The sequence below is a fragment of the Moritella sp. PE36 genome (genome assembly GCF_000170855.1).
GTDB lineage: Bacteria > Pseudomonadota > Gammaproteobacteria > Enterobacterales > Moritellaceae > Moritella.
Genome location: NZ_ABCQ01000045.1, coordinates 13,021 through 37,669, shown reverse-complemented (window position 1 = coordinate 37,669; position 24,649 = coordinate 13,021). Strand labels below are relative to the sequence as shown.

The following is a 24,649-nucleotide window of genomic DNA, read 5'->3' as shown; positions in this document are numbered from 1 at the left end:
TTACGAGTGAAGAGGATTAATAACGTCAGTTAATAACCTAAACTAAGTGCATTTGGTCGGCGTGGGTCCGATGCGCCGTAAACACCTTCTTCGGTAAGCATTATAGTTTGGGTACTGCCCATCGCTGCTTTCACTTCAACCTTATGTCCCTTACTTTCTAATAGGTTAATGGTATCGACATTGAGTCCTTTCTCGATGCGGATCACGTCCGGTAACCACTGATGATGGAAACGTGGCGCGGCGCTGGCTTCGGCAATATTCATATTATGGTCAATGACATTCATGATCACTTGCAGCGTGGTGGTAATGATACGTGAACCGCCTGGACTCCCTGTGACTAAATAAGGTTTGTTGTCTTTTAATATGATGGTCGGCGTCATCGAGCTTAATGGACGCTTTTTGGCGGCGACGGCATTGGCTTTGCCGCCAATAAGGCCGTAAGCATTGGGGGTGCCGGGCTTAGCTGAGAAGTCATCCATTTCATTATTTAATAATACCCCGGTGCCATCAGCAACCAGTCCTGAACCATAACTGAAGTTGAGGGTATAAGTATTACTCACCGCATTACCAAATTTATCAACCACGCTGTAGTGGGTGGTTTGATTGCTTTCATAAGGCAAGAGTGTACCCGGCGACACATCACTGCTTGGCGTCGCTTTATTAAGGTTAATTTGACTGACTAATTGTTTTGCATATTGCTGGTTAGTTAGCGCTGCAACAGGCACGTTAAAAAAATCAGGATCGCCTAAGTATAAGCTACGGTCGGCATAGGCACGGCGCATTGATTCTGCCATGACATGAATAGTGGCCGCGCTATTATGACCCATTTTATCAATCGGGAACTGAGCGAGCATATTCAACATTTGCACTATATGTACGCCGCCAGAAGACGGTGGTGGCATTGATATCACTTGGTAACCACGATAGTCACCAGTGACAGGTTGTCGCTCTATGGCTTTATAACTGGCTAAATCTTGCATTGTCATTATACCGCCAGCATCACGTACTGAATCGCTAATCTGTTTGGCAATCGGGCCTTGATAGAATGCAGGGCTGCCTTTTTTAGCTATGGCTGATAGTGTATTAGCAAGATCGGCCTGTTTTAAAATTTCACCGGGTTGGTAGTTACTGCCATCGGCTTTATAGAAAATAGATTGGGTACTTGGCCACTGGCTTAAGCGCTTTTTCGTTGCCCTGAGTGAATTGGCTAAGTCAGGCGTAACCACAATACCGTCTCGTGCTAATTTGATCGCGGGTGCCATGACTTGTGCTAATGACATACTGCCGTATTTATTTAATGCGAGTTCAAAGCCTAATACTGTACCAGGTACGCCGACGGCTAGACCATGAAAGCGAGAAAGCTGACTGTCAGGATTGCCGGCATCGTCTAAATACATATCAGGGTAAGCTGCCTGTGGTGCTACCTCTCGGTAATCAATTGCAATTGAGCGCTGTTCATCGGCTAAATAAACCAGCATAAATCCACCGCCACCGAGATTACCAGCGCGGGGTAGGGTAACGGCTAATGCATAACCGACGGCGACAGCGGCATCAATAGCGTTACCACCTTGCTGCATGATATCGACACCGATTTGCGTGGCGAGCGCTTCTTGACTTGCCACCATGCCATTGGCAGCCCAAACGGGATGGTGGATCGCCATTTGACTATAAATAGCACTCGTGGATGGTTTGATTTTAGCGACTGTGACACTACTGGTGGTCTTGGCTAACGCTGTTGGTAACGTCAAGCTAATGCAGCCGATGAATCCAAAGGTAAGTGCTTTAATAACGTGTGTCGTTGGCATTAATTTTCCCTATTCGATAGCGCGTGATGTTAATCCAGCATAGCAAAAACAATTTATTACTTGTTTTTAGGTAGGCTAAATTGCTAGTTAATTCACATAAATAGCATCGTTATGTATCAAAAGGGCATGGCGTGGCTACTCTTAATTTAATTGATGTGAAGTCAACTGAATTTGCTAAGCCGCTTTGTCTATTGGTTCGCTGGTGGTGAAGTTGCGCTTGGCAATACCAAGATCTTTCCAGATCTGCATGTGCTCTGGTAATTGCTGTGGGCGCTGTTCAACAGGGATATAGGTCATTACTTTTTCGGGTGAGATGACTTTACCTTTTTGTACAAAAACCGCTTTTACTAAGCTGTAGTTACATAACTTACCATCGGCGACGCATTTCTGCTCGAGATAAAAATATTTCTCATCCCAACCTAAGTAGGTGGTTTCTACATTGAATTTTTTAAATAAGCGTATTTCACGAATATAGCCAACCTCAACACCTGCCACGATGAAGTTTAATTTGTTCTTCAATAATGTATTAAATGTATTGGTCTGAATTGAATGGTCCCAACGCGCTTTTTCAAGAAACATGAGATATTTTGCATTGTTAATATGTAGGTTCAGATCGATATGACGAAAGCCGACTCGAAAAGAGCGGGTGATGGTATCGAAAAAACCTTTGGTATTTGTCTGCTTATTACGTAGGTAAAAACAACGAATCAATTCACTGATCATAACGCCTCAATAATTATTGTTTATAGATAAATAGAACAAAGAGTCTACTCAGTTCCGCATGCTTGTCACGTTAATTGTAATGAAAATGTTAATTGTGGTTTGAATGGCGTTTAAGAAACGGGATCCGGTCGCCATGATGTGGTTTCACTGGCTATCAATAAGCACTCTGTAAGCGCTATTAGCACAATATTCGCAGTGTAAATTAAGTTAAATATGCTTGATGAGTGTATTGTTCTAGTTGTAACGCTATTTTAGTTTGAAAATTAGTTTTTAATGCTGTTGGTAGTGGCCTTGTTTGAGTTTGAAGTCGTTAACTAGCTCACAATTTTGGTGTTATTAATAAAGCATATGATATTTAGTTTTATTGTAATAGTTTGAGTGTGATTTGTTAATTTCTTTAACTTGTTATGTTTCAGTTCTTTCTTGGTTTGATTTAATTGACTGATATTTAAGTTAAAAAGCAATGTCGACGAAGGGTGTTATATGTTGACTTGTTCATCTAGTGTTAATTTTTGATCACACCTTAATTATCAGTGTGAAATAAGTTGTGATTCAGATCTATGAAACAATCCAACAGCATTATCGACTGCCTCCAAAGTGTTATATTTGTTTCATGTTCTGGCGGCAAGCTAGTCAGTGAAATAGTTCACTTTAATTCGCAATTTAACAAGATTAAAATTGTACTTATATAATCGAGGCTATCATGAAAAAATTTGTATTAACACTTCTTTGCGCATCAATCGCTGCACCTGCACTTGCTGGTGGTTCATCTTATGTAACAGGTAATGTACAACTACATGACCGTGCAGATTTTAACGGTTCTGATGTGACATCAACTATCGAAGCTGGCCATACCTTTACAACTGGCACTACACTTTTAGTGGAGATTGATGGTATTCAGCTTGGTAACACTGACTATGGCTCAAGCGGTGAGCAAGGTAGTTCATCAGCTTCTGCTTACACTACGTTAGGTGTTGAACAATCATTCAGCATTAACGAGAATTTATGGGTAGCAGCTGGTTACCACCATTTATTACACGACGGTGAAGCAGTTCAATACCGTCCATTAGTAAAAATTGGTTATAACTTCGATAATGGCCTCTCTATCTCTAATCGTACTCGTATGCAAATCCAAGCAAATGATGCAATTAATGTTAGTGGCGTAGATGAAACAAATGATCAAGTTCGATTAGATAACAACATTGCTTACCAATTCCAAGATATGCCAGTGAATGTTAAATACAACAATGTTTATTACGTAAATGATGGTGTTACTAAGGATAACTCTATGGAACATGAGTTACGTGCAACTTGGACACGTGCTGGTGTTCAACCATACGTTGAATACCGTAACCAAGAGTCTTCAAGCAAAACTAATCCTGGTCACAACAATAATGTGTTTGTAGTTGGTGCTTCTTACGGTTTCTAAGTCTTAACCGTATAGCAAAACAATAAATCCTTTATGTAAAATCCCGCTATTTGCAGTAAGCGGGATTTTTTGTTCATCGTGTTTGGTGGTTATCTCGATGCGATGATGACTTCGATATTTTTGGCTTCGATTGCACAACGTTGCTCATCCGTAATATCAGCATCGGTAATGAGGGTGTGGATATTATCCCATGCGAGTTCGAGGTTAGGCATCTTACGACTGATCTTATCAGACTCTACCATGACAACAACTTCTCTGGATACTTCTGCCATGACGCGACTTAGGCCAATTAATTCATTAAACGTTGTGCTGCCACGTTCTAAATCAATACCGTCGGCACCGATGAACAGCTGATCAAAGTCGTATGATCGCAGTACTTGTTCGGCTATTTGACCTTGGAATGATTCTGAGTGCGGGTCCCAAGTTCCACCTGTCATTAATAACGTCGGTTCATTCTCTAAACCATTTAACGCATTAGCAACTTGTAGTGAATTGGTCATGGTGATCAAGCCTTTTTTGTTGGCTAACTGCTCGATTAAACTGGCTGTGGTGGTGCCACTGTCGATTATAATCCGGTTGTGATCGCGAATGCGTAATGCGGCCGCAATGGCAATTTCGATTTTGCATTGAGAGACTTTATCGGTTTCAACTTCAGGTAGAAGTTCTTTCGGGATAGGTATTGCGCCACCATAACGACGTAATAACAGCCCGTTTTGTTCTAACGCGGTGAGATCCTTACGGATGGTGACTTCTGATGTTTCAAAACGTTGGGCTAGTTCATCAACGCTGAGTTTACCTTGTTCTTCAAGTAACTTAATGATGGTATGACGACGTTGTTGAGTATTGCGTTTTGACATAGTGTATGTGATTCGTTTATTAAAGATAAGAGTGTAACAATATCATAGATTAACAGCAGCTGTTATCTATGATATTTGACCGTTCCTTAATACTAGCTGGGAAAGTATAAATTGCTGCGCTGGGCTAAATTAAACTTTTCGAGATGTTCAGGGGCGATATTATTATTACTGCTGATAGCTTTAGTAATCGCGATATTTTCATTACCGCAATGATGTAAAAGTGGTTGTTTTTTTATCGGTTCAAGCTCATTAAAGTCGACAATCAGCGGCTGTCGAAGGCTACCTATAATATTCATCTGTACTAGGGCTTGGCTGTTATCATAACTAACGATAGTACCAACCGGGTATATGCCCATCATTTTAATAAACTGTTCGAGATAGGCTTTGTTGTAATGCTTATCGGCGACTTTAAACAACAAACCAATGGCTAGGTGTGGTGAATAGCGGTGTTGAGGTAAATTGGCGTTACACATTTCGTTATAGCGGGTGGTGATGGCAACTAATTGTGCGTACTTCGACATTTTATCTTGCTTGAAACCGCGTGGGTAACCGCTACCATCGAACTTTTCATTGATCTGTAAAATACTATGAATCACAATATCGGGAAGTGCATCTATATCTTGTAATCTTTGCGCTGCATAGGCTGGATGTTGTTTGAGGTAATTAACTTCTGGTTTTGTAAGTTCAGATCTTTTATGACGAATTGAAGCGGGCACCCATAACATACCAAACTGACTGAGTAAGGCGGTCTGAGTCACGATTGCCACATCTTGCGCGTTAAAGGCGAGTTGCTGTGCTAAGCGTGTACTGAGTACGGCCACATTCATCGCGTTTTGATAAAGCGTATCACTTGAGATCTCCTCATTGCATAACACGAAGCTAAAATCATGCTGTTGTTCTGCTGCAATCGTTAATTCACCTGACAGTAATTCTAATAGTTCCATCGCTTTGTCAGGTTGCAAGCTAAGTTTGCTGTAAATATCTTTGAGGGACGCGATCTTATTTTGATACTTTGAGCGAGTATGACGGATTTGTTTCCACCAGGCCTGCTGCTGTGTTAATTGTGTTTGCTGTTCTGCTTTTTCTTTGCGTACCGTTTGTTGGGCTATTGTCTCAGTATTTTTTCGTGTTTGCGCTGCCAATTGTTCAGCTAAAGCCTGGCCATTGGCAACAGGTGTTGTTGATTGATCTGCTCCTGATACTTGCGCTATTTTACTGCGAGCGATATCGACAGAGATCGTGGCTAAACCAAGGTGCTGTACAATTTGTAATTGTCTTTCATCCTTAATCATAAATGAGTTAAGAATGAAAGGGTGAGATGTCCAACCAATGGGAAGGTTAATAAAATGACCAACTTTAAGGTCTTTAATCGTTAATGAGACGTTTGTCATTACTTACCTTCTACTTATTTAAATCCGTTTTGACTTCAGTGTTAGTGCGATCCTTATCAAATACAGCTATTTGGTCATTGAATAGAGTATTGAAACACAGTCAAAATAATTATAGGGGATAAGTTTAGGGTTATCAAAACTAAATATGGGAGATGTGGGCTAGTTATCTTTTCAACGATTTGATTTAAAATTGTGGCATAGTCGAAGGTATAAACAGGTATATTATTACTCAATACATAATAAAAGGGTGTGAAATATGGATTTAAAAAAACACCCACATTCCCCACCCTTTGTAGATAATTGCTATCCGCTTATTCGACGATAGCAATAACCAATACTATTCTACGACTACTTTTTCACAGTTTCTTTTATAGCCGCTTGTTTTTCTAGTACATAACTTTCTTGATAATCATTACCGTAGTAAGAAGCAAGCAATAGTGCTTTTAGCTCACTAATTAATGGGTAACGTGGGTTAGCCCCAGTACATTGGTCATCGAACGCTTCAATGGCAAGTTGGTCTACTTTAGCAAGGAAGTCTGCTTCGTTAACACCCGCCGCTTGGATTGACTTAGGAATATCTAATTCAGTTTTAAGTTCGTCTAACCAGTTTAACAGTGCGTGGACCTTGTCCGCTGTCTTACCTTCACGGAAGCCAAGATGTTCTGCAACTTCAGCATAACGAGCACGTGCTTTCGGACGGTCGTATTGTGAGAATGCCGCTTGTTTGGTTGGCATATCCGTTGCGTTATAACGAATAACGTTAGTGATCAGTAGTGCGTTTGCTAACCCGTGTGGAATATGGAATTCAGCACCGATCTTGTGCGCCATTGAGTGACAAACACCTAAGAAAGCATTGGCAAAAGCGATACCCGCAATGGTGGCACCATTGTGTACTTTTTCACGTGCGATTGGATCTTTCGCGCCGTTTTTGTATGAACTTGGTAAGTACTCTTTTAATAGTTTAAGCGCTTGTAGTGCTTGACCGTCTGAGTATTCATTTTGTAATACTGATACGTAAGCTTCTAGTGCATGTGTTACCGCATCATAACCACCGAACGCGGTGAGTGATTTTGGCATGTTCATCACTAAGTTAGCATCAATAACAGCCATGTTTGGTGTTAGTTGGTAATCGGCAATTGGGTACTTTTGACCCGTTACTTCATCGGTGACTACGGCAAATGGTGTTACTTCAGAACCAGTGCCAGATGTTGTCGTTACCGCAACCATCATGGCTTTTATGCCCATTTTAGGGAACTTGTAAATACGTTTACGGATATCCATAAAGCGCATTGCAAGATCTTCGAAGTGTACATCTGGATGTTCGTACATTACCCACATAATCTTCGCTGCATCCATTGGTGAACCACCACCAAAGGCAATGATCACATCCGGTTGGAAGCTGTTCATCACTGCCACACCTTTCTTGACAATAGCCAGTGTTGGATCTGCTTCTACGTCGTAGAATACTTCAGTATCGATACCTTTGCTTTTTAGGATTGATACTAAGTCGTCAACATAACCGTTGTTGAATAGGAACTTATCGGTAACGATACAAGCACGTTTTTTGCCAACAAGGTCATCCATCGCAATGGGTAATGAACCACGGCGGAAGTAAATTGATTCAGGTAGTTTATGCCACAACATATTTTCAGCTCGCTTTGCAACAATTTTTTTATTGATAAGGTGCTTAGGACCCACGTTTTCTGAGATAGAGTTACCACCCCAAGAGCCACAACCTAGCGTTAGAGATGGTGCTAAACCGAAGTTATATAAATCACCGATACCACCTTGTGAACTTGGTTGGTTAATCAGGATACGTGCCGTTTTCATTTTATCGCCGAAGTCTTTGATACGCTCTTCGTTGGCATCTTGGTCTGTATAGAGTCCAGATGTATGACCGATACCGCCAAGTTCAACCATAGTGATAGCTTGCTCGACAGCGTGATTGTAATCACGAGCGCGGAACATGCCTAATGTTGGTGATAATTTTTCGTGAGCGAATGCATCATCAACGTGTACTTCTGGACCTTCACCAATCAATACTTTTGTGAAAGGAGGCACAGTAACACCCGCCATTTTCGCAATCTTAATTGCAGACTGACCAACAATCGCAGGATTCATGTTGCCATTGATTAGTACTATTTCACGTACTTTATCGGCTTCTTTCTTCGTTAAGATGTAACCGCCGTGCGTAATGAAACGTGCTTTTACCGCGTCATATACTTCGTCAACAACAATAACCGCTTGTTCCGAGGCACATACCACACCGTTATCGAATGTTTTTGACATTAAGATTGAAGATACGGCACGTTTAATGTCTGCTGTTTCATCAATCACAATCGGCGTATTACCTGCGCCAACACCAATGGCTGGTTTACCTGAAGAGTAAGCTGCTTTAACCATGCCCGGACCACCAGTGGCAAGGATAAGGTTAATGTCATTGTGATGCATGAGTGAATTTGATAATTCAACCGATGGTTCATCAATCCAACCAATGATATGTTGTGGTGCACCTGCTGCAACCGCTGCATCTAATACAATTTTAGCGGCTGTGTTAGTTGCATTTTTGGCACGTGGATGTGGCGAGAAGATAATACCATTACGTGTTTTAAGTGAAATTAACGCTTTAAAAATTGCCGTTGAAGTTGGGTTTGTTGTTGGTACGATACCGCAGATGATACCAACTGGCTCGGCAATGGTAATGGTGCCAAATTCAGTGTCTTCTTCAATAATGCCGCAAGTTAGGGAATCTTTATATTTGTTGTAGATGTATTCAGATGCAAAGTGGTTTTTAGTTACTTTATCTTCCAATACACCCATGCCTGATTCTTCAACAGCCATTTGTGCTAATGGGATACGTGCTGTAGATGCTGCAAGGGCTGCGGCGCGGAAAATTTTATCAACTTGTTGTTGATTAAAGGTGGCGAATTCTTGCTGCGCGGTTTTGACTTTTGCAACCATTGCATTGAGTGTTTCAATATTCTTGACAGTCATAATCTATCCTTAAAACTAATTTGAAATCTAAAAATTATTTACTAAGGGATACCCCTTAGTGAATAGCTTTGATTTGAAGTATAGGTAATCTGAAAGATTAAAAAGTGATCTAGATCAATTGTAGTAATATTACGTATTATATTTTCATAATAGTGTTAAGTCGGTCGTAAATATGTAAAAAGCACTTTTTTTGTAATTTTATTTCAATGCGATTAAGACTCATTTATAGGGGTGTAACATACTGAATTTAAAAAAAAAGACGATAAATTAATAAAGTTATTGTTAATTTTAGAGCCATTAAGGTAGCATTGCCTGAATTGTTTATTATAGGACATTATACTATGCCAAAATTATCTAAGGTTATGGCGACAGCGCTTAACCAACAAATGACAAAAGAGTTTACTGCATCTCATCTTTACCGCAGCATGGCATCTTTTTGCTATGCATCAGATTTTATTGGCGCGGGTGATTTCTTTTATAAGCACGCAGCTGAAGAACAGGTACATGCTCAGTTATTATTCCGTTATATGATCGACCGCGGCATCCAGCCATTAATGGAAGCTATTCCTGGCGCTGAGTCTGAATTTACCGATCTGCTTGATGTATTTAACCAAGCGTTAGCGCATGAAGTGATGATCACAGAATCTATCTCAGAGATCCTTGGCTTAGCGCATGAACTAAGAGATTTCCAATCTGTTGCTCACCTAAATACATTGATGGAAGAGCAGACAGAAGAAGAAGCATTATTTAATGGTATCGTAAGCCAAATTCGCCGTGTAGGTGTTGATAATGGTTACGGTCTATTCATTATGGATCAAGAATTGAAAGCAATGAGTAAAGCGCCTGCAGCGACGCCAATTACTATTTAATCTGTTTTAGCTAACAAATTTATATACGCTAAAAAATCGATTATGTGAATATAAAAACCGCTTATACCTTGGTGTAAGCGGTTTTTTTATTTTTACAACTTACACTTTAGTGGTACTATTGCGGTGTTAATCGTGGATTTTAATCAATAGGTAGAATAATTATGTCGAATGATAACAATACTGATATTAAAGATTGCTGTGGTGCGTTTGCTGAAATTGGCAGTATTATTCACCCTGATGATACCGAACTCTCTTTTCCTATTAGCTTTGACTCGCAACTTGCAGTAGATGAAAAACGCAGTGAGCTTGAGGCTTATGTTGAGGAACAATTCGATGAAGCAGTAACGATTAACTTTACCGCACAAGATGAACATACTTATCTCGTTACATTGAGCTTTACTTGCACTGCAGAAAAAATGATTTTTGAAATGAATTTACGCCATTTATTGGCTTAAATGGTTTCGGTTTTTGAATAGTTCAATAGTTTAAAGGCATACAAGATGAATCTGTATGCCTTTCTATTTATGCTTTTATTTATATCACTTCTACAATATATTTAGCCGAAGTGTTGTTTACAATAAGCAAGACGCTGGTTTAGATCCATGCTATCGGTATTCGCCGCTTCAATTTGTTGTAACCTTGGTAGCAACCCCATGCCATTGGCGATTTGAATAGCTAGCCCTGGACGTGCGTTCAACTCTAATAGCATCGGACCATGATCGCGATCTAATACCACATCTGCACCTAAATAACCCAAGCCTGAAATATCATAACATTGCGCCGCTAAACGAATAACTTCTTCCCAATGAGGCACTTTTAACAGAGCTAATTCTTTTTGTGTATCAGGATGGTGGGTGACAACTTCATCATATTGCACGGCGTTGAGCGCTTCACCTGTGGTGATGTTTATGCCCACACCGACAGCCCCTTGGTGTAAATTAGCTTTACCATCCGACATGGATGTTGATAACCGCATCATCGCCATCATCGGGATACCTTTAAATACAATCACACGTACATCAGGCACACCTTCGAAGCTATAACCCTCAAAGCTATCATCAAATACGATAAGCGCTTCAACAACAGCCACATCAATGCCACCACCGAGTGAAAATAGACCGGCTAAAATATTCGAGCAATGACGTTCAATATCATCGAGTGAACATTCACTGCCGCTGGGTTTGTAATAGCGACCTTCTTCTACTTTGGTTATCACTAAAATACCTTTACCGCCGGAGCCTTTTGCTGGTTTGATTACAAAGCCATTTAAACCTGCGATAAGCTTATCAACTGATTTAACAGCGTGTTGACTATCAACGACGCCAATAAGTTCAGGGGTGCTGAGATTAGCCTCTTCGGCTATCTCTTTGGTTTTTAATTTGTTATCCACTAATGGAAATAGCTTTCTGGGGTTGTAGCGCGATATGTACATATTATTGCGCTGATTCATCCCCAGAATACCTTGTTGTTTTAACTTACTCGGCATCGCGAATTCTTTAAAAAACGAAAATGTCATGATTAGTCACCCTGCATATCTTTAAAGCGGCGTAGTTCGAGTAGACGGTAGCCGGTATAAGTACCTAACATTAAGATGATTGCCATAATGATAAGCTGCAGACCAAGGAAGTTGAATGCCCAGTAGCGTAATAGCTCATTACTAATGGTGAGGTACACAAGTACAGCCACAAACAAACTGCCACCACCTTGTACAAATACTTCTTTCGGGCCTTCTTCTTCCCATAGAATTGACATACGCTCAATGGTCCAAGATAGAATGATCATCGGGAAGAAAGTGATTTTTAATCCTTCTGTGAGCCCTATTTTGTATGATAAAACGGAGAACAACGAAATAATGGCGATTACAGTAATGATCACCACGGATATTCGCGATACTAATAGTAGATTTAATCGAGACAGGTAAGAGCGGATCACAAGCCCAATACCGACAATTAAGGTAAAGCCAATCAGTCCGGTTGCTAAACTGGTTTGTACAAATGCCATTGCAATCAAGACCGGCATGAAAGTACCAGACGTACGTAACCCAATCAGAATACGCATTAGCACCACAATCATCACCCCTAATGGAATGAGTAAGATGCCTTTGAATAACGCTTGTTCTTCGAGTGGTAGGCTGTAGATACTGAAATTGGATAGATTAGTACTGTCAGATTTCTCTTTTAGCACCTGCATAACAGGTTGGGTTTGTTGAATAATAGAGAAACTAACGCGAGAATGTGTACCCCCAATAAGATCTAAAGTTGGCTCGCCATTTTGCTCCCAAAGCAGCAGGTTTTTCGCGTCTGCGATTTGGCCTAATTTGACGTCAATTAAGCGGGTATCATCTTCGCCAAATACCAATACAAATGGTTGCAGTTGTTGTTGACGACGACCGTCTTCAAGATACAGACCTTTAACTAGTAATGCGGGGATATTAGCGTCATTGAGCAATGCGACAAATAATGTTGATTTACTATTTTCTTGCAGCATTAATTTCGCATTTTGGCCTAAATCATCACCAGAAAGTAGTTTTAGCAGTTCACGGCTATATGAAAAAGCATCGGCGCTTTTTTCCATCGCACTATTAACGAGCTGCTCTGCGGCTATATCATAAGGTGGTAGCCAGGTGGTCTTATTAATTGTCAGGTCTTGTTCATGAGTCACATCTAATGGGATATCATTAGTTAGAACATTAACTTTATAGTATAGATCTTGCTTGCCTTGTGCGTTACGAATGGTCCATTGTGCGCGATTATCGATAAAGGATAATCCATAACCAGGCGATGCAGCAGTTTGGCTTAACACGGTGAAGTTAGACTGGGTCGACGGTGTGGCGAAGGATGCATTAACCGCGTCACCTTGTGCAGTAAACTCAACTTTCGCTTCAATCATCCAGGTTGAATAGGTGTCACCGGGAAACCAAGGGATCTCACCACTGTAATGGCGTTGAGCGATTGAGCCTACACCAAGGAGGAAAAGTATCGCAACAAAGATGCGAAATGGGATCTTAGACGGCATGATTAGTTAGTCCCTTTTTTAGCTGATGTAGGTTGTTTTTTATTAGCAGTCGATTGTTTTTTAGGTTGCGTGTATTCTTGCGCAACATCGACAATGGCAATATCTTTTAAGAAGGTACGGCCTAATAGTATAGGGAAGATCATACGACTACGATCGGCCAAGGTAAACTCTGTTTCAGTGTTAATATCGCCGAGTTCGATAGGTAAGCTCACGACATAACGTCGTAATGCGTCGACTGCGTTAGTTTGACGGATCTTAATGGTGCGCACGACAGCTGCTTCCATAGGGAATACTGCGTTATCATCTTTGTGTGATAAATTGAATTTGACCCAATCTTTGCCATCGCGTTCAAATTTAACGATCTCAGTCGCATTTAAAGACGATGTCGTTGCGCCTGTATCAACACGTGACTTAAAATTGGTTTGCAATTCTTCAAACCATACCCATTCTTCTTGGCCAAGAATTATTTTGTTGGTGTAGTCATTGCTGGCTTGAGGTTTTACTGGTATTACGATTGGAGCTGCCTTTTTAACCTGTGTTGTGGTACTTAAATCGTCAAGTTGCGCTGTTAATTTTTCGATCGCTTTATCTTGCTCGCTGAACTTATCTGGTTGTGATTGCAATGTGGTTAGTATTTGTTGCTGCTGCTGCAAGATGGTTTCTATTTGTGCTTGCTGCTGTACCACAATGGCAGTATTCGCTTCATTTTGTGTCGTTGCACAGCCATTTAAAAATACCAGGCTAAGTGCACTAACAATAGCTATTTTGGCCGTTTTTAATGTGTGAAATCTTATTATATTTTTCATTAGGTATTTGGCCCTGTTAACAGGTGAAAAAGAGGGTTAGTTCACTATAATAGAAAAAAAGTTCCGTTATATATAAAATAATATATTTATTTAAACAAACGGGCTGTTTTCATCCTGAATGATGACGTTATTTCATTAATTATAATTGTTTTAATGCTAATAATTATAAGGTAAGTGGAGGGTAACCCTGAGTATATCTTAGTTACCTATAACAATAGTTAAATATCAACTGGTTATACGACACTTATTGATAAATAGCAATTTATCGCTGTGCTTGATTGTATTGAAAGGAGATGAAAAAGGTGAGGGATGAGCATTATTTCTAGTCTAAAGCGAAAGTATGAGGTGGGCTTATTAGCAATGAAATGCGTATCTAAGCTGTGGATACGCATTCCATCTTAATGTGGTCTTGAAATTATGGTATTGCTGATTCTGTTATGGTGTAAGTACGTGCAACATCGACCATGACGATATCTTTTAAGAATGTACGGCCAAGTAATACTGGAAATGTCATGTGACTGCGGTCGGCAAGCGTAAATTCTGTCAGCATTTTCATGTCGCCAAGTTGTACGGGTAATTCGATAATAGGGCGGCGTGTGGGCTCGCTGTTGTTTGCCTGGCGGATCAAAATCGTGCGAGCAACTTTAGCTTCGATAATTTGCGTTTCATTGTTGATCGCTTGGCTGAAGTTAAAACGCACCCATTTTATCCCATCGCGCTCAAACTCGACAATATCAGTCGCATTAAGTGACGATGTGGTCGCGCCAGTATCAATACGGGCCTTATACTTTTCTTGCAGATTACTGAGTAATATGAGTTCTTCAGAGCCGATGATTAATTTATCAATTGGCGCTATTGCTTCAGTCGATTGTATAAGGGGAAGATGCTCGATATTGTTGGTTGGCTTATCAGGCTGATAACTCGCGATAAGCTGGCTATTGCTGATCACTTGTTGACGTAATTGCACATAGTCTTCGAGTTTGTTAGCTAGCTGCGCAATATTTTGTTGTTGCAGGACAAATAATGCGGGCTGTTTTTGTAATTCAGCCAAGATGGTATTTTGCTGTTCAACTAATAGTCCGATTTGCTGGTTTTGTTGCTCAATCTGTAATTGCAGTATTTGCGCTGATGTTTCACCCTGATTGAGAAATTGATCAACACTCGCGCAGCCTGAAAGCAGGATGCTAAACATGATGCCGATAATTAATTGACGGGGTGGTTTCAACGTATCCATTTCTAACCTTAACTCATTGGCAATATGCATAACCTATTCTCTTATCCTTATCTAAGCACCCTTTCAGGTGCTGGATATCGCGTTATTCGTCTAGCTGTTCTGCGTAAGGTTTAGTGGCAATTAATACGGCACGCTTTGGTGCTGGATAGCCTTCAACCGTTTTACTGTGGTCGTTAGGATCAAGAAAATCAACTAGTGATTCGTTCCGCATCCATTCAGTCGCACGCTGTTCTTCAATGCTGGTATCAGACACATCGACGATACGGACATTTTCAAAACCCAGTTTTTCAACCCAGAGTTTTAATGCCGCGCAGCTTGGTAAGAACCAAACATTACGCATTTGAGCATAACGATCACCGGGGACGAGTACCGCTTGTTCGTCACCATCAACGACTAATGTTTCAAGTACTAATTCACCGCCATCACGAAGTTGGTTTTTAAGCTGTTCAATGTGATCAATCGGCGACTTGCGATGGTACAGGACACCCATAGAGAAAACCGTGTCGAATGCACGTAATTTAGGTAATTCTTGAATACCAAGTGGTAATAAATGCACGCGTTGGTCATTATTAGCAAAATGACGTATCGCTTCAAATTGTACTAAGAATAATTGGCTTGGGTCGATACCGACGACAAACTCGGCACCATCACCGAGCATACGCCACATGTGATAGCCGCTGCCGCAACCTACATCTAGCACATAACGGTATTTTAACGGTGAGATAAACTCGCGTAGACGTTCCCATTTCCAATCACTGCGCCATTCTGTATCGATATGAATGCCATGAATGTTGAACGGACCTTTACGCCAAGGGTGGAATTTTTGTAACAGGTTTTCTGTTTTACGCAGATCGCTTTCGCTTAATTCACCCGGAATACCAACTTCGAATTTGTCAGTGATATTGATGTGTTTGGTTTCGACTTTTGGTAGTTTTTTTAATACTTTTTCCCAGCGCGGTAAAAAACCATGCTTGTGTTCGCGCTCCCATTCGTGCATTTGTGCTGGTAACGTGTAAAGCCAATGGTGCAATTTGTTTTTCGCAATTATCTGGTAAAAATTTGAAAAGTCGATCATGGGTAACCTATATTACTTTCAATTAATGTTACTGCTTTAAATTAATGCTACTGCTTTAAATTAATTCGATTATGGAGCTATTTATAATATGCATAGCGGTATTAATTGTGTGTCATTAACTCATGTTGCTTATTTAATGGCAACCATAGAGCCAAAGTTAAAACATTGGAACCAAGAGTTTGCACTGCTAAAGCCTATCTCTTTAAAACGGTTCAAATGCGTTTCAATGCTGTCTGGACGCATTACATCTTCAATCGCGCTACGTTTCTGACTAATTTCTAATTCGCTATAGCCATTCGCACGTTTAAAATCTTCGTGTAAATTGATCAGTAGATCATTGATCTTATCATCACTAAAACAAAACTTTTCTGACAAGATAAGAATACCACCGGAGACTAGCCCATTATAAATTTTGGTCAATAGGGCTTGGCGTTCGGCTGGTGGAATAAATTGCAGGGTAAAGTTCAATACCACAATTGAGGCGTTGTTAATCTCGACCGCACAAATATCATCACACAGCACTTGCACTGGGGTATCACTTTTATAAGCAGAGAGGTGGCGTTCGCAACGTTCTAACATGGCTTGTGAATTATCAATGGCCACAATATTGCAGTTGCTTGCTTGCACGTTTCGGCGCATGGCAATGGTTGCAGCACCAAGTGAACAACCTAAATCATACAGCTGGGTATTATCTTGGGCATAACGTGCGGTCATCATGCCAATCGCAGAAATGATATTAGAGTAACCAGGTACAGAACGTTTAATCATATCTGGAAAGACTTCAGCGACACGTTCGTCAAAGGTGAAATCACCAATTTTATCTAACGGGGCTGAGAAAATCTGATCGCGTTGTTGCATTGTTATGACCTGCAATAAAAATTAGCAAAATAAGGCGACATATTTTAGTTAAAATGACCGGCTTTGTCTCTAGCTAAACCACATATAGACGGAATAATTTACTTGTTTCGGTGTCGTGTTGGTTTTTTCATCGCTAAAAATGACTTTTTTGTTAACAAAATAACGGTTATTTAACCAGCAAGGGACAATTGGAGGGAGTATGAGCAAGAGGTTCTTACGTCGTTTGGCTATAACGGTAAGTAGTTTTGGGATAACTTGAAGTTGTTTTAGTATAACTATTGGTTGCGGTGCTAATTTCTATTACAATAACGGTAATTTTTTGAGGGTAGCTAAGAGTAGTTACCCGATCCATCGATTTAGTAGGATTATACAGATGCGCACAGTGTATTGCGGACAAGTAAATGAAACACATATCGGCCAGCAGGTTGTATTGTGTGGTTGGGTTAATCGTCGTCGTGATTTAGGCGGTGTTATTTTTATCGATTTACGTGATCGTGAAGGTATTGTGCAAGTTGTTTATGATCCCGATTTAGCCGATGTTTTCGAACGTGCTAGCCAACTACGTCAAGAGTTTTGCGTGAAGATCACCGGTAAGGTGCGTGCGCGTGACGAACGCCAAATAAACAAAGACATGGCAACGGGCGGGGTTGAAATCTCAGGTTTAGAACTTGAAGTGTTCAATAAAGCAGATATCCTGCCACTTGATTTCAACCAAACCAATACTGAAGAACAACGTCTAAAATACCGTTTCCTCGATTTACGTCGTCCTGAAATGAGCAACCGTCTTAAGACGCGTGCTAAAGTAAGTAGTTTTGTACGTCGTTTCATGGATGACCATGGTTTCCTTGATATTGAAACGCCAGTACTAACAAAAGCAACGCCAGAAGGCGCACGTGATTACCTAGTACCAAGCCGTACTCACAAAGGTCAGTTTTTTGCATTGCCACAATCACCACAGTTATTTAAACAATTGTTGATGATGTCTGGTTTTGATCGTTACTACCAAATCGTTAAATGTTTCCGTGATGAAGATTTACGTGCTGACCGTCAGCCTGAATTCACTCAAATTGATATCGAAACATCATTCATGAGTGCAGCACAAGTGCGTGAAGTGACTGAAAGCTTAGTTACCAACATGTGGAAAGAGATCTTAGACGTTGAATTACCAGCGTTCCCAAGCATGACTTATGCTGAAGCAATGCGTCGTTTTGGTTCAGATAAACCCGATCTACGTAATCCATTAGAACTTGTTGATGTTGCTGACTTGTTGAAAGATGTTGAATTCAAAGTATTCGCAGAACCTGCTAACAACCCGAAAGGTCGTGTTGCGGTATTATGTGTTACTGGCGGCGCTAAACTGTCTCGTAAGCAAATTGACGAGTACACTAAATTTGTGGGTATCTATGGCGCGAAAGGCATGGCATGGATGAAAGTGAAGGACGTTGCAGCGGGTGCTGAAGGCGTACAATCACCAGTAGCTAAGTTCTTAAGCGCTGACGTGATCACAGCATTACTTGAGCGTACTAACGCGAAAGATGGCGATATCATTTTCTTTGGTGCAGATACCAACAAAGTTGTCACTGAAGCACTTGGTGCTTTACGTCTGAAAGTGGGTGTTGATTTAGAACTAACATCAAACGAGTGGAAACCGCTTTGGGTTGTTGACTTCCCAATGTTCGAAGAAGATGAAGAAGGCAATTTACACGCTGTTCACCATCCATTCACTGCCCCAATGGACGTTAACGCAGCAGAGCTACTAGCAAACCCTGCTAACGCTATTTCTGATGCTTACGACATGGTTATCAATGGCTATGAAGTTGGTGGTGGTTCGGTACGTATTCATAAAGGTGAAATGCAAAAAGCTGTATTTGAAATCTTAGGTATCGAAGATAAAGAGCAACAAGACAAGTTTGGTTTCTTACTTGAAGCACTTAAATACGGTACGCCGCCACATGCTGGTTTAGCATTCGGTTTAGATCGTCTAACTATGCTACTAACAGGTACTGATAACATCCGTGATGTTATCGCATTCCCTAAAACGACAACGGCGGCGTGTTTATTAACATCAGCACCAAGTGAAGCAAACCCAGCTTCTCTTGAAGAGCTAAGTATCGCTGTTGTTAAAAAAGAAAAGAAACAAGACGCTGAGTAATCATTAATTCATGTTTGAGTTTAATGACAGTATTTTAAACTCGATCTTGTTTTAAATTGAATAGCGTAATAAAAAGCGGATTTACTCCTTTGAGTAAATCCGCTTTTTTGCACCTCAAACCAAATCTCTAGCTATAACAGCATTAGAAAATGAGAGTATTTTCTAAGGGGTATAGATCACTTCCAGTTTTGGATGAAATGATGGGTTTGAATTCTCTGCTGAATAAAAACCAGCAAGGTCAGTCTGCCCATCATCATCAGTATTTAATTCGAAGCTTATGCGAAACTGTGTGCGTCCAGAGCGGTTGATATAAGGAAATGCTGTATCTAACAGATCTACTTGGTAGGTACTTTTATTACCACCCTGATCAGTGAATTGTACTATTGCATCAGCATCAGCTTCCGCCTGAAAATCATCTGATTCTAGAGATGGATTACCACCAAAGCCTCCACTTTTAATGTCTACAACAGCATTACCATGTGTAGTAAAGGGAGCTGTACCACTGTTCTTCCCTCTGGTCAGTATTAATTTTACTGATTCTAGTGTTGCCCCTGTTGGAATTGATGAGCTATCAAAGGAGACAATAAATTTAAACTGGCGATTGCGTCTGTCATCTCCAATACGCAAGGATTTTGCACCTGCATTAGCACTTTTAATGAGACCTCCAATACTGCTTCCAGATGAACTTTCTCGTATAAAACCATCTTCGGCGGCAACAGAAGTAAAGCTGGCCTCTATTGGATCTGTCACAGAGCAAAAAGCATCAGCCTCGTCAACGAAACTATCACAGTTATTATCAATTCCATCACTGCAATGCTCTAGTGCTCCTGGGAATATAGCTGGTATGGCGTCATTACAGTCGCCTTGACATTGAGCATATCCATCATTATCAACATCTATTTCCTCAGGTGGAATAATGCCATCACAATCATTATCCTGACCATCACAAATTTCTTGATGACCGGGATGAACTGAGGCGTCACTGTCGTTACAATCAATAGCGCCGCATTCACCACCAACACTTGAGAAGCCGTCACTATCTAAATCTATGCACTGTGTAGTTATGGATGAGCTTTGTAAGATCACATTGTGGTTTGTTAACGAAGTAAACCTTAATGTTAAATCCTTCCCATCCTGCTGAACAATATCCGCACCTAAGACTTCCAAATCATTAACCAGGCTATCGTGTAAGTGGATCAATATTTCACCTTTACCAAAAAATCTAAAATTAAGCTTTTGACCATCTCCTGACACAGTGAGTAATTTTGAACGCATCGGTAACTCGGTGATATGTGTGACATCTACAATCGTACTGGATAGGTGAATGGTATACCCGCCGCCATTCAGGGGCAGAAAAACTTGTTTGTCATTATAGGCATACCAGTTATCGACTTTTGATATAATATCGCTACTTTTTATCCGTAATGAAAACAGGCTTGCATCATTGCTGGCGACATTAGCGGTAATAGGATTGACCCCTGATACTTGTAATTCGCTTGCTATAAATCTGTTAATGCGATTATGTACTTCTACCGCCGTTACGAATTCCGAATCATGTTGATATGCCCAATCAATGGTATTTTCAATCATCTCCGGTTTATAGGCTGGATCATTGGTTGCAGCGTAATCATGCCACAGCCAATGCAAAATCGGTTGCGAAGCATGATTGGTCTGTTGGGCATATTCATCCTGCCAAATCTGCATGGCTTCATCTGGTGTATAATTTAGCCACCCAACCAAGGTGAAATCTGGCGACATACTTAGACTTAAATAGACCATTGAATGATAAGGTGTGAGAAAGCCATAAGCACCGGGATAACCCCAGCCTATAATACTGGCACGGCCTGAAACATAACTGAGATAGTTATTTAACTGGTTATTAACCGCTATAGTCTCAGGATTGCCTGGTATAGCTGCCCCGACTGTGACATAACCAAGCTGCTGGGTGATTTCAGCATTGGACTGTTGAAATTCATACTGCAATTGCTCAGTACTTAAAGCTGCAGTGTCATCTGGGTGCGTCCAGGAATGACTGGCGACTTCATTGCCCAGAGCGATATAATCTTGATATAAAGGTGCTGAAATACTCCAGTCGGTATACTCACCCTGCCCGGGTTTGTCGCCGATATTAATGTAATAGGATCCGACAAAATTGTACTTGTTTTTCCACAAACCTAATAAATCATAAAGAGGAAAGGCCGTTTCTTGCAATTCATCGGCAAACATGGACTGATCCATATCGGTACGCGAAACAAAAATATTGTTTTGCCGAGTCAATTTTAACCCGACCGGTGTAGCATCACCAAAAACAACCCACTGTATGGCAGACCAAAGAAGATTGGCATCTGCCATAATTTGATCACTGGAAAAGTGTACATTCCTGCCCCCTGTAATTGTGGCAAACACAGCAGGGTAAGAGGCGGTATCAGTGTCCAACCTAACAATATCTGTCACATTTGCACCTTCAACAGGCTGATAAATGAAGGTCCAAACGGCATTCCATGAAAGCAATACTTCATCTGCTGAGTAATCACGTGTTACAGGATGTGTTATTGAGTTGGCCTTCATTGTGGTTTGAACTCCCCACGTTCCTCCTCCCGTACTTCGTACTCCCAGCAGTTGCTCCATTCGCTGATTGATGTTTGCAAGAGGTACATTATTTTCGGAATGGGTCATAAAATGTCCCGATGTAATAATACCAATGCCGAAATTTTGAACCGCCTGAGTAAGGGCATTTTCAATCGCATCAACCTTTGACGAGGAAACATACTGCATAGACGGTATAATTAGGGCATTATAGCCAGATAAGTTATTGATATCCATAAGATCGTTTTCATCAAGAAGATCGAATGGAATACCTGCCATCATCGCTTGATGCTGTGCAGCCATAAACAGTTGAGAATATATAAATGGATCAAATGAATTAGCAGCCGATGGGGCGGAATAAATAATTGCCACACGCTTGCTTTCACTGCCTAGAGCGGAATGTGTGAATACACAGAAGAACAGTAAGCAATAAATAATAATGGTTTTTGTTTTAGAATAATTTGAAGTTTTTCTTTGAAGGTGTCCGTCCCTTGATAAAGTATGTTGATAGTTAGACATAACATCCTCTCAACTAAAATTTATTAGGATCTGAAAAGTATAGCTCTGAACCTGTAGATATCTACGTTAGGCAGATAACTTCTTATATAGGAGATTGGAATTATATGTATCGACACTAATAAAATCGGTTGATTTAAATGATTAAGATGCCTCTATAACACAATTTCGACCATTATCTTTGGCTTGATAAAGTGCTTTGTCGGTATGTGCGATAAACTCCTTGGCATTAAGTGAATCGTACTCCTGCCATTGGGCCAGTCCAATGCTCACGGTTAGGCGAATATTATCCTGACCATAAGGTACCTGCAGTTTACTCACATTATGGCGGAGTCGCTCGGCAATGATGTGTGCTTGCGTGCTGTTCGTTTCGGGCATTAAGATAGCAAACTCTTCGCCACCAATACGAGCGACGATATCGGAAGACTTAACACTATTAAAGCAGGCATCATAGAAATCCCGTAGGACTTGATCGCCGCCACCATGGCCATAAGCGTCATTGATATTCTTGAAGTGGTCAATGTCGAGCAGTAATAATGACAGTTTTTGCTTATCTTGTTTGGCAAAACCAATTTCTTGTTTCAGGATAAGGTTAAATTTACGTCTATTTAACGCGCCTGTTAGTGTATCCCTTGACGCCAGTTCGCGGTATTTATCCCGTTCTTTACGTCGGTCGAGTAACGATTGTTGCTGACGTTTAATAATATTTTTTGACATGTCAGCCTGCAAAAGCTTTCTACGTAATGTTTCATAAGCATCATTCATCGCGCCAATTTCATCATTGGAGGTGTATTCATTCATTTGCTGGTTATAACGGCCTAATGTTACTTGTTTTAAAGCATAGGTAATATGGCGAATAGGGGTGATGACACTGTGATAGAGGACTGTGAAAAGTAACGTATTAAAGATGACGATGGTACTAATAATAATGAGTACTAGGTAAAACCGTTGCTCTAATTTAGCTAATTTTTGTTGTGTTTTAACGTCGAGGTCTTTGATGATTTTATCTGTGACTATTTTTATGTCATCAATACGGTTTGTTAGTTGAATAAACCAAAATTGACTGTTTTGATGCTCTTCTGGTTGCAGCATGAAATCGGTCACTGTGTTATTAATAAATGCTTGTTGTGCTGTAATATTACACAAGCTACCACAAGCATGTTGCTGCGCTGGTGTCGCTGAATAATTAAACACAAAGATAGCATTGAGCTGCATGCCAAGTTGTATGTAAAGCTGTTTGTAACGCTCACTATGAATTAAATCATGTACCGATAGTTTACTATCGATGAGCAGTGTTCCTATCTCTCGTTGTCGCCCAAGAATTTCTTTCAATCCGACGATAGCATTGATCGCAGTAATATTATTGGCAAATTGGGCATCCATCTTGATCTGTGATAAACGATTTACCCGTGACAATAACCTGGCAATAATGTCATTGTATTTTTCTAACATTTGGTCACTGGTTATGCTGGTATTTTTTAAACCATTTCGAAATATATTTAATTCAGCAATATCAATTTTGGTCGAGTTAATAAACTCGATTAACAAGGGTTCTGTTAATAACTCCTTGCGTGAATTCAGTAGCGTTGAAAATGTATCTATTTCATTATTACTTTTGTGTTGCTGTGCGGTGAGGGCCTGAGAAAAACGCTGGTAGTCTGAACTTATGTAGCTCGAGAGTAACCCTCGTTCAACTTGTAAGTTATGTGTTAGTGAATTTACTTGCTGCACGATCTGGGTGAGGCTTTCTAATAACAGCATATTTTTGTATTGTTGGTAATTGTCTTTGATCGCAATAAAGCTGAGTAATAGCATACCAAGAATGGGTAATAGCGAGGTAATAAGCACGCGAGTAGAAATGTTGATGCGATAGCTTAGCCACTCAGACGTACGCTTAAATATGGCGGTTAATGATATCGAATGTTTTTTTTCATTATGAAAAGCATGCACATAATCCATATCTGATATGAGAATGTGTTCAAGAACCCAATCATATAAAAATTGACTGACTTGTTCTGCAGCGTCTACATCATTCGAATTTAACAGTTTATTTTTTAATTCGGGGAGCTGATTTAAAAAAGTTTGATGGCCCTTTTGGTGTTCAATAAAATTGTTGAACGCCAATGTCTGCATTAATGCTTCTTCTTGTTTAAAATGAGCGGTAGTACAAGCAGTAAGATCGGTAAAATGTTTTTCGATGGTTTCGGCAGTACAGTTAGTATCAATCGCTTCGATAATAGATGAAATAATAGAGAGGATTTTTTTATGGTCAGTATCAATCTCATCGATACCGACACTCATCTCTTCATTCCATTCTAGGCTAATCATTAGAGCGACTA

The 24,649-nt window shown here is 40.4% G+C and carries 17 protein-coding genes; 4 read left to right on the top strand and 13 right to left on the bottom strand.

What is annotated here, in order from left to right; genetic code table 11:
- Positions 1-29 precede the first annotated feature (29 nt).
- A complete protein-coding gene (gene ggt / locus PE36_RS18500) occupies positions 30-1,805 on the bottom strand; it encodes a gamma-glutamyltransferase (RefSeq protein WP_006033596.1) in 1,776 nt (591 codons plus the stop codon).
- 174 nt (positions 1,806-1,979) lie between these two features.
- Positions 1,980-2,528 (bottom strand): thioesterase family protein, encoded by a 549-nt coding sequence (locus PE36_RS18495; RefSeq protein WP_006033595.1) that lies wholly within the window; start codon positions 2,526-2,528, stop codon positions 1,980-1,982.
- A gap of 703 nt (positions 2,529-3,231) precedes the next feature.
- On the opposite strand from PE36_RS18495, the gene PE36_RS18490 reads away from it, so the two are divergent.
- Positions 3,232-3,957, top strand: a complete 726-nt coding sequence (locus tag PE36_RS18490; protein ID WP_006033594.1) for an oligogalacturonate-specific porin KdgM family protein — start codon at positions 3,232-3,234, stop codon at positions 3,955-3,957.
- An 89-nt stretch (positions 3,958-4,046) separates the two neighbouring features.
- On the opposite strand, the gene PE36_RS18485 is transcribed toward PE36_RS18490, so the two are convergent.
- The 3 genes from PE36_RS18485 to adhE form a co-directional block, all read right to left on the bottom strand.
- Positions 4,047-4,814, bottom strand: a complete 768-nt coding sequence (locus PE36_RS18485) for a DeoR/GlpR family DNA-binding transcription regulator (protein WP_006033593.1) — start codon at positions 4,812-4,814, stop codon at positions 4,047-4,049.
- A gap of 92 nt (positions 4,815-4,906) precedes the next feature.
- Positions 4,907-6,205 (bottom strand): HD-GYP domain-containing protein, encoded by a 1,299-nt coding sequence (locus tag PE36_RS18480; protein WP_006033592.1) that lies wholly within the window; start codon positions 6,203-6,205, stop codon positions 4,907-4,909.
- A 348-nt stretch (positions 6,206-6,553) separates the two neighbouring features.
- The gene (gene adhE / locus PE36_RS18475; RefSeq protein ID WP_006033591.1) at positions 6,554-9,199 is read right to left on the bottom strand and encodes a bifunctional acetaldehyde-CoA/alcohol dehydrogenase; all 2,646 of its coding nucleotides are present in this window, start codon (positions 9,197-9,199) and stop codon (positions 6,554-6,556) included.
- A 341-nt stretch (positions 9,200-9,540) separates the two neighbouring features.
- On the opposite strand from adhE, the gene PE36_RS18470 reads away from it, so the two are divergent.
- Both PE36_RS18470 and PE36_RS18465 read left to right on the top strand, forming a co-directional pair.
- Positions 9,541-10,068, top strand: coding sequence for a ferritin (locus PE36_RS18470; RefSeq protein WP_006033590.1), 528 nt, complete (start codon positions 9,541-9,543; stop codon positions 10,066-10,068).
- 161 nt (positions 10,069-10,229) lie between these two features.
- The gene (locus tag PE36_RS18465; RefSeq protein ID WP_006033589.1) at positions 10,230-10,523 is read left to right on the top strand and encodes a DUF406 family protein; all 294 of its coding nucleotides are present in this window, start codon (positions 10,230-10,232) and stop codon (positions 10,521-10,523) included.
- Between the two features lie 101 nt (positions 10,524-10,624).
- Here PE36_RS18465 and PE36_RS18460 read toward each other — a convergent pair whose 3' ends face one another.
- The 6 genes from PE36_RS18460 to cmoA all read right to left on the bottom strand — a co-directional run bounded on the left by PE36_RS18460 (position 10,625) and on the right by cmoA (position 17,056).
- Positions 10,625-11,584, bottom strand: coding sequence for an alpha-L-glutamate ligase-like protein (locus tag PE36_RS18460; protein WP_006033588.1), 960 nt, complete (start codon positions 11,582-11,584; stop codon positions 10,625-10,627).
- A gap of 2 nt (positions 11,585-11,586) precedes the next feature.
- Positions 11,587-13,083, bottom strand: coding sequence for an inactive transglutaminase family protein (locus tag PE36_RS18455; RefSeq protein ID WP_006033587.1), 1,497 nt, complete (start codon positions 13,081-13,083; stop codon positions 11,587-11,589).
- Between the two features lie 2 nt (positions 13,084-13,085).
- The gene (locus tag PE36_RS18450; RefSeq protein WP_006033586.1) at positions 13,086-13,889 is read right to left on the bottom strand and encodes an ATP-dependent zinc protease; all 804 of its coding nucleotides are present in this window, start codon (positions 13,887-13,889) and stop codon (positions 13,086-13,088) included.
- A 415-nt stretch (positions 13,890-14,304) separates the two neighbouring features.
- Positions 14,305-15,123, bottom strand: a complete 819-nt coding sequence (locus PE36_RS18445) for an ATP-dependent zinc protease (RefSeq protein WP_043994792.1) — start codon at positions 15,121-15,123, stop codon at positions 14,305-14,307.
- Positions 15,124-15,205: 82 nt separating this feature from the next.
- Positions 15,206-16,198, bottom strand: coding sequence for a tRNA 5-methoxyuridine(34)/uridine 5-oxyacetic acid(34) synthase CmoB (cmoB, locus tag PE36_RS18440; protein ID WP_006033584.1), 993 nt, complete (start codon positions 16,196-16,198; stop codon positions 15,206-15,208).
- A 129-nt stretch (positions 16,199-16,327) separates the two neighbouring features.
- Positions 16,328-17,056, bottom strand: a complete 729-nt coding sequence (gene cmoA, locus PE36_RS18435) for a carboxy-S-adenosyl-L-methionine synthase CmoA (protein ID WP_006033583.1) — start codon at positions 17,054-17,056, stop codon at positions 16,328-16,330.
- Between the two features lie 373 nt (positions 17,057-17,429).
- Here cmoA and aspS point away from each other — a divergent pair, with 373 nt between their 5' ends.
- Positions 17,430-19,208: an aspartate--tRNA ligase gene (gene aspS / locus PE36_RS18430; protein ID WP_006033582.1), complete on the top strand. Its 1,779-nt coding sequence runs from the start codon at positions 17,430-17,432 to the stop codon at positions 19,206-19,208.
- Between the two features lie 162 nt (positions 19,209-19,370).
- Here the strand turns inward: aspS and PE36_RS24460 are convergent, their stop codons facing one another.
- On the bottom strand, positions 19,371-22,313 hold the full coding sequence (locus PE36_RS24460) for a MopE-related protein (protein ID WP_083798025.1): 2,943 nt from the start codon (positions 22,311-22,313) through the stop codon (positions 19,371-19,373).
- A 141-nt stretch (positions 22,314-22,454) separates the two neighbouring features.
- A complete protein-coding gene (locus PE36_RS18420; protein WP_006033580.1) occupies positions 22,455-24,638 on the bottom strand; it encodes a bacteriohemerythrin in 2,184 nt (727 codons plus the stop codon).
- Between the last annotated feature and the right edge of the window lie 11 nt (positions 24,639-24,649).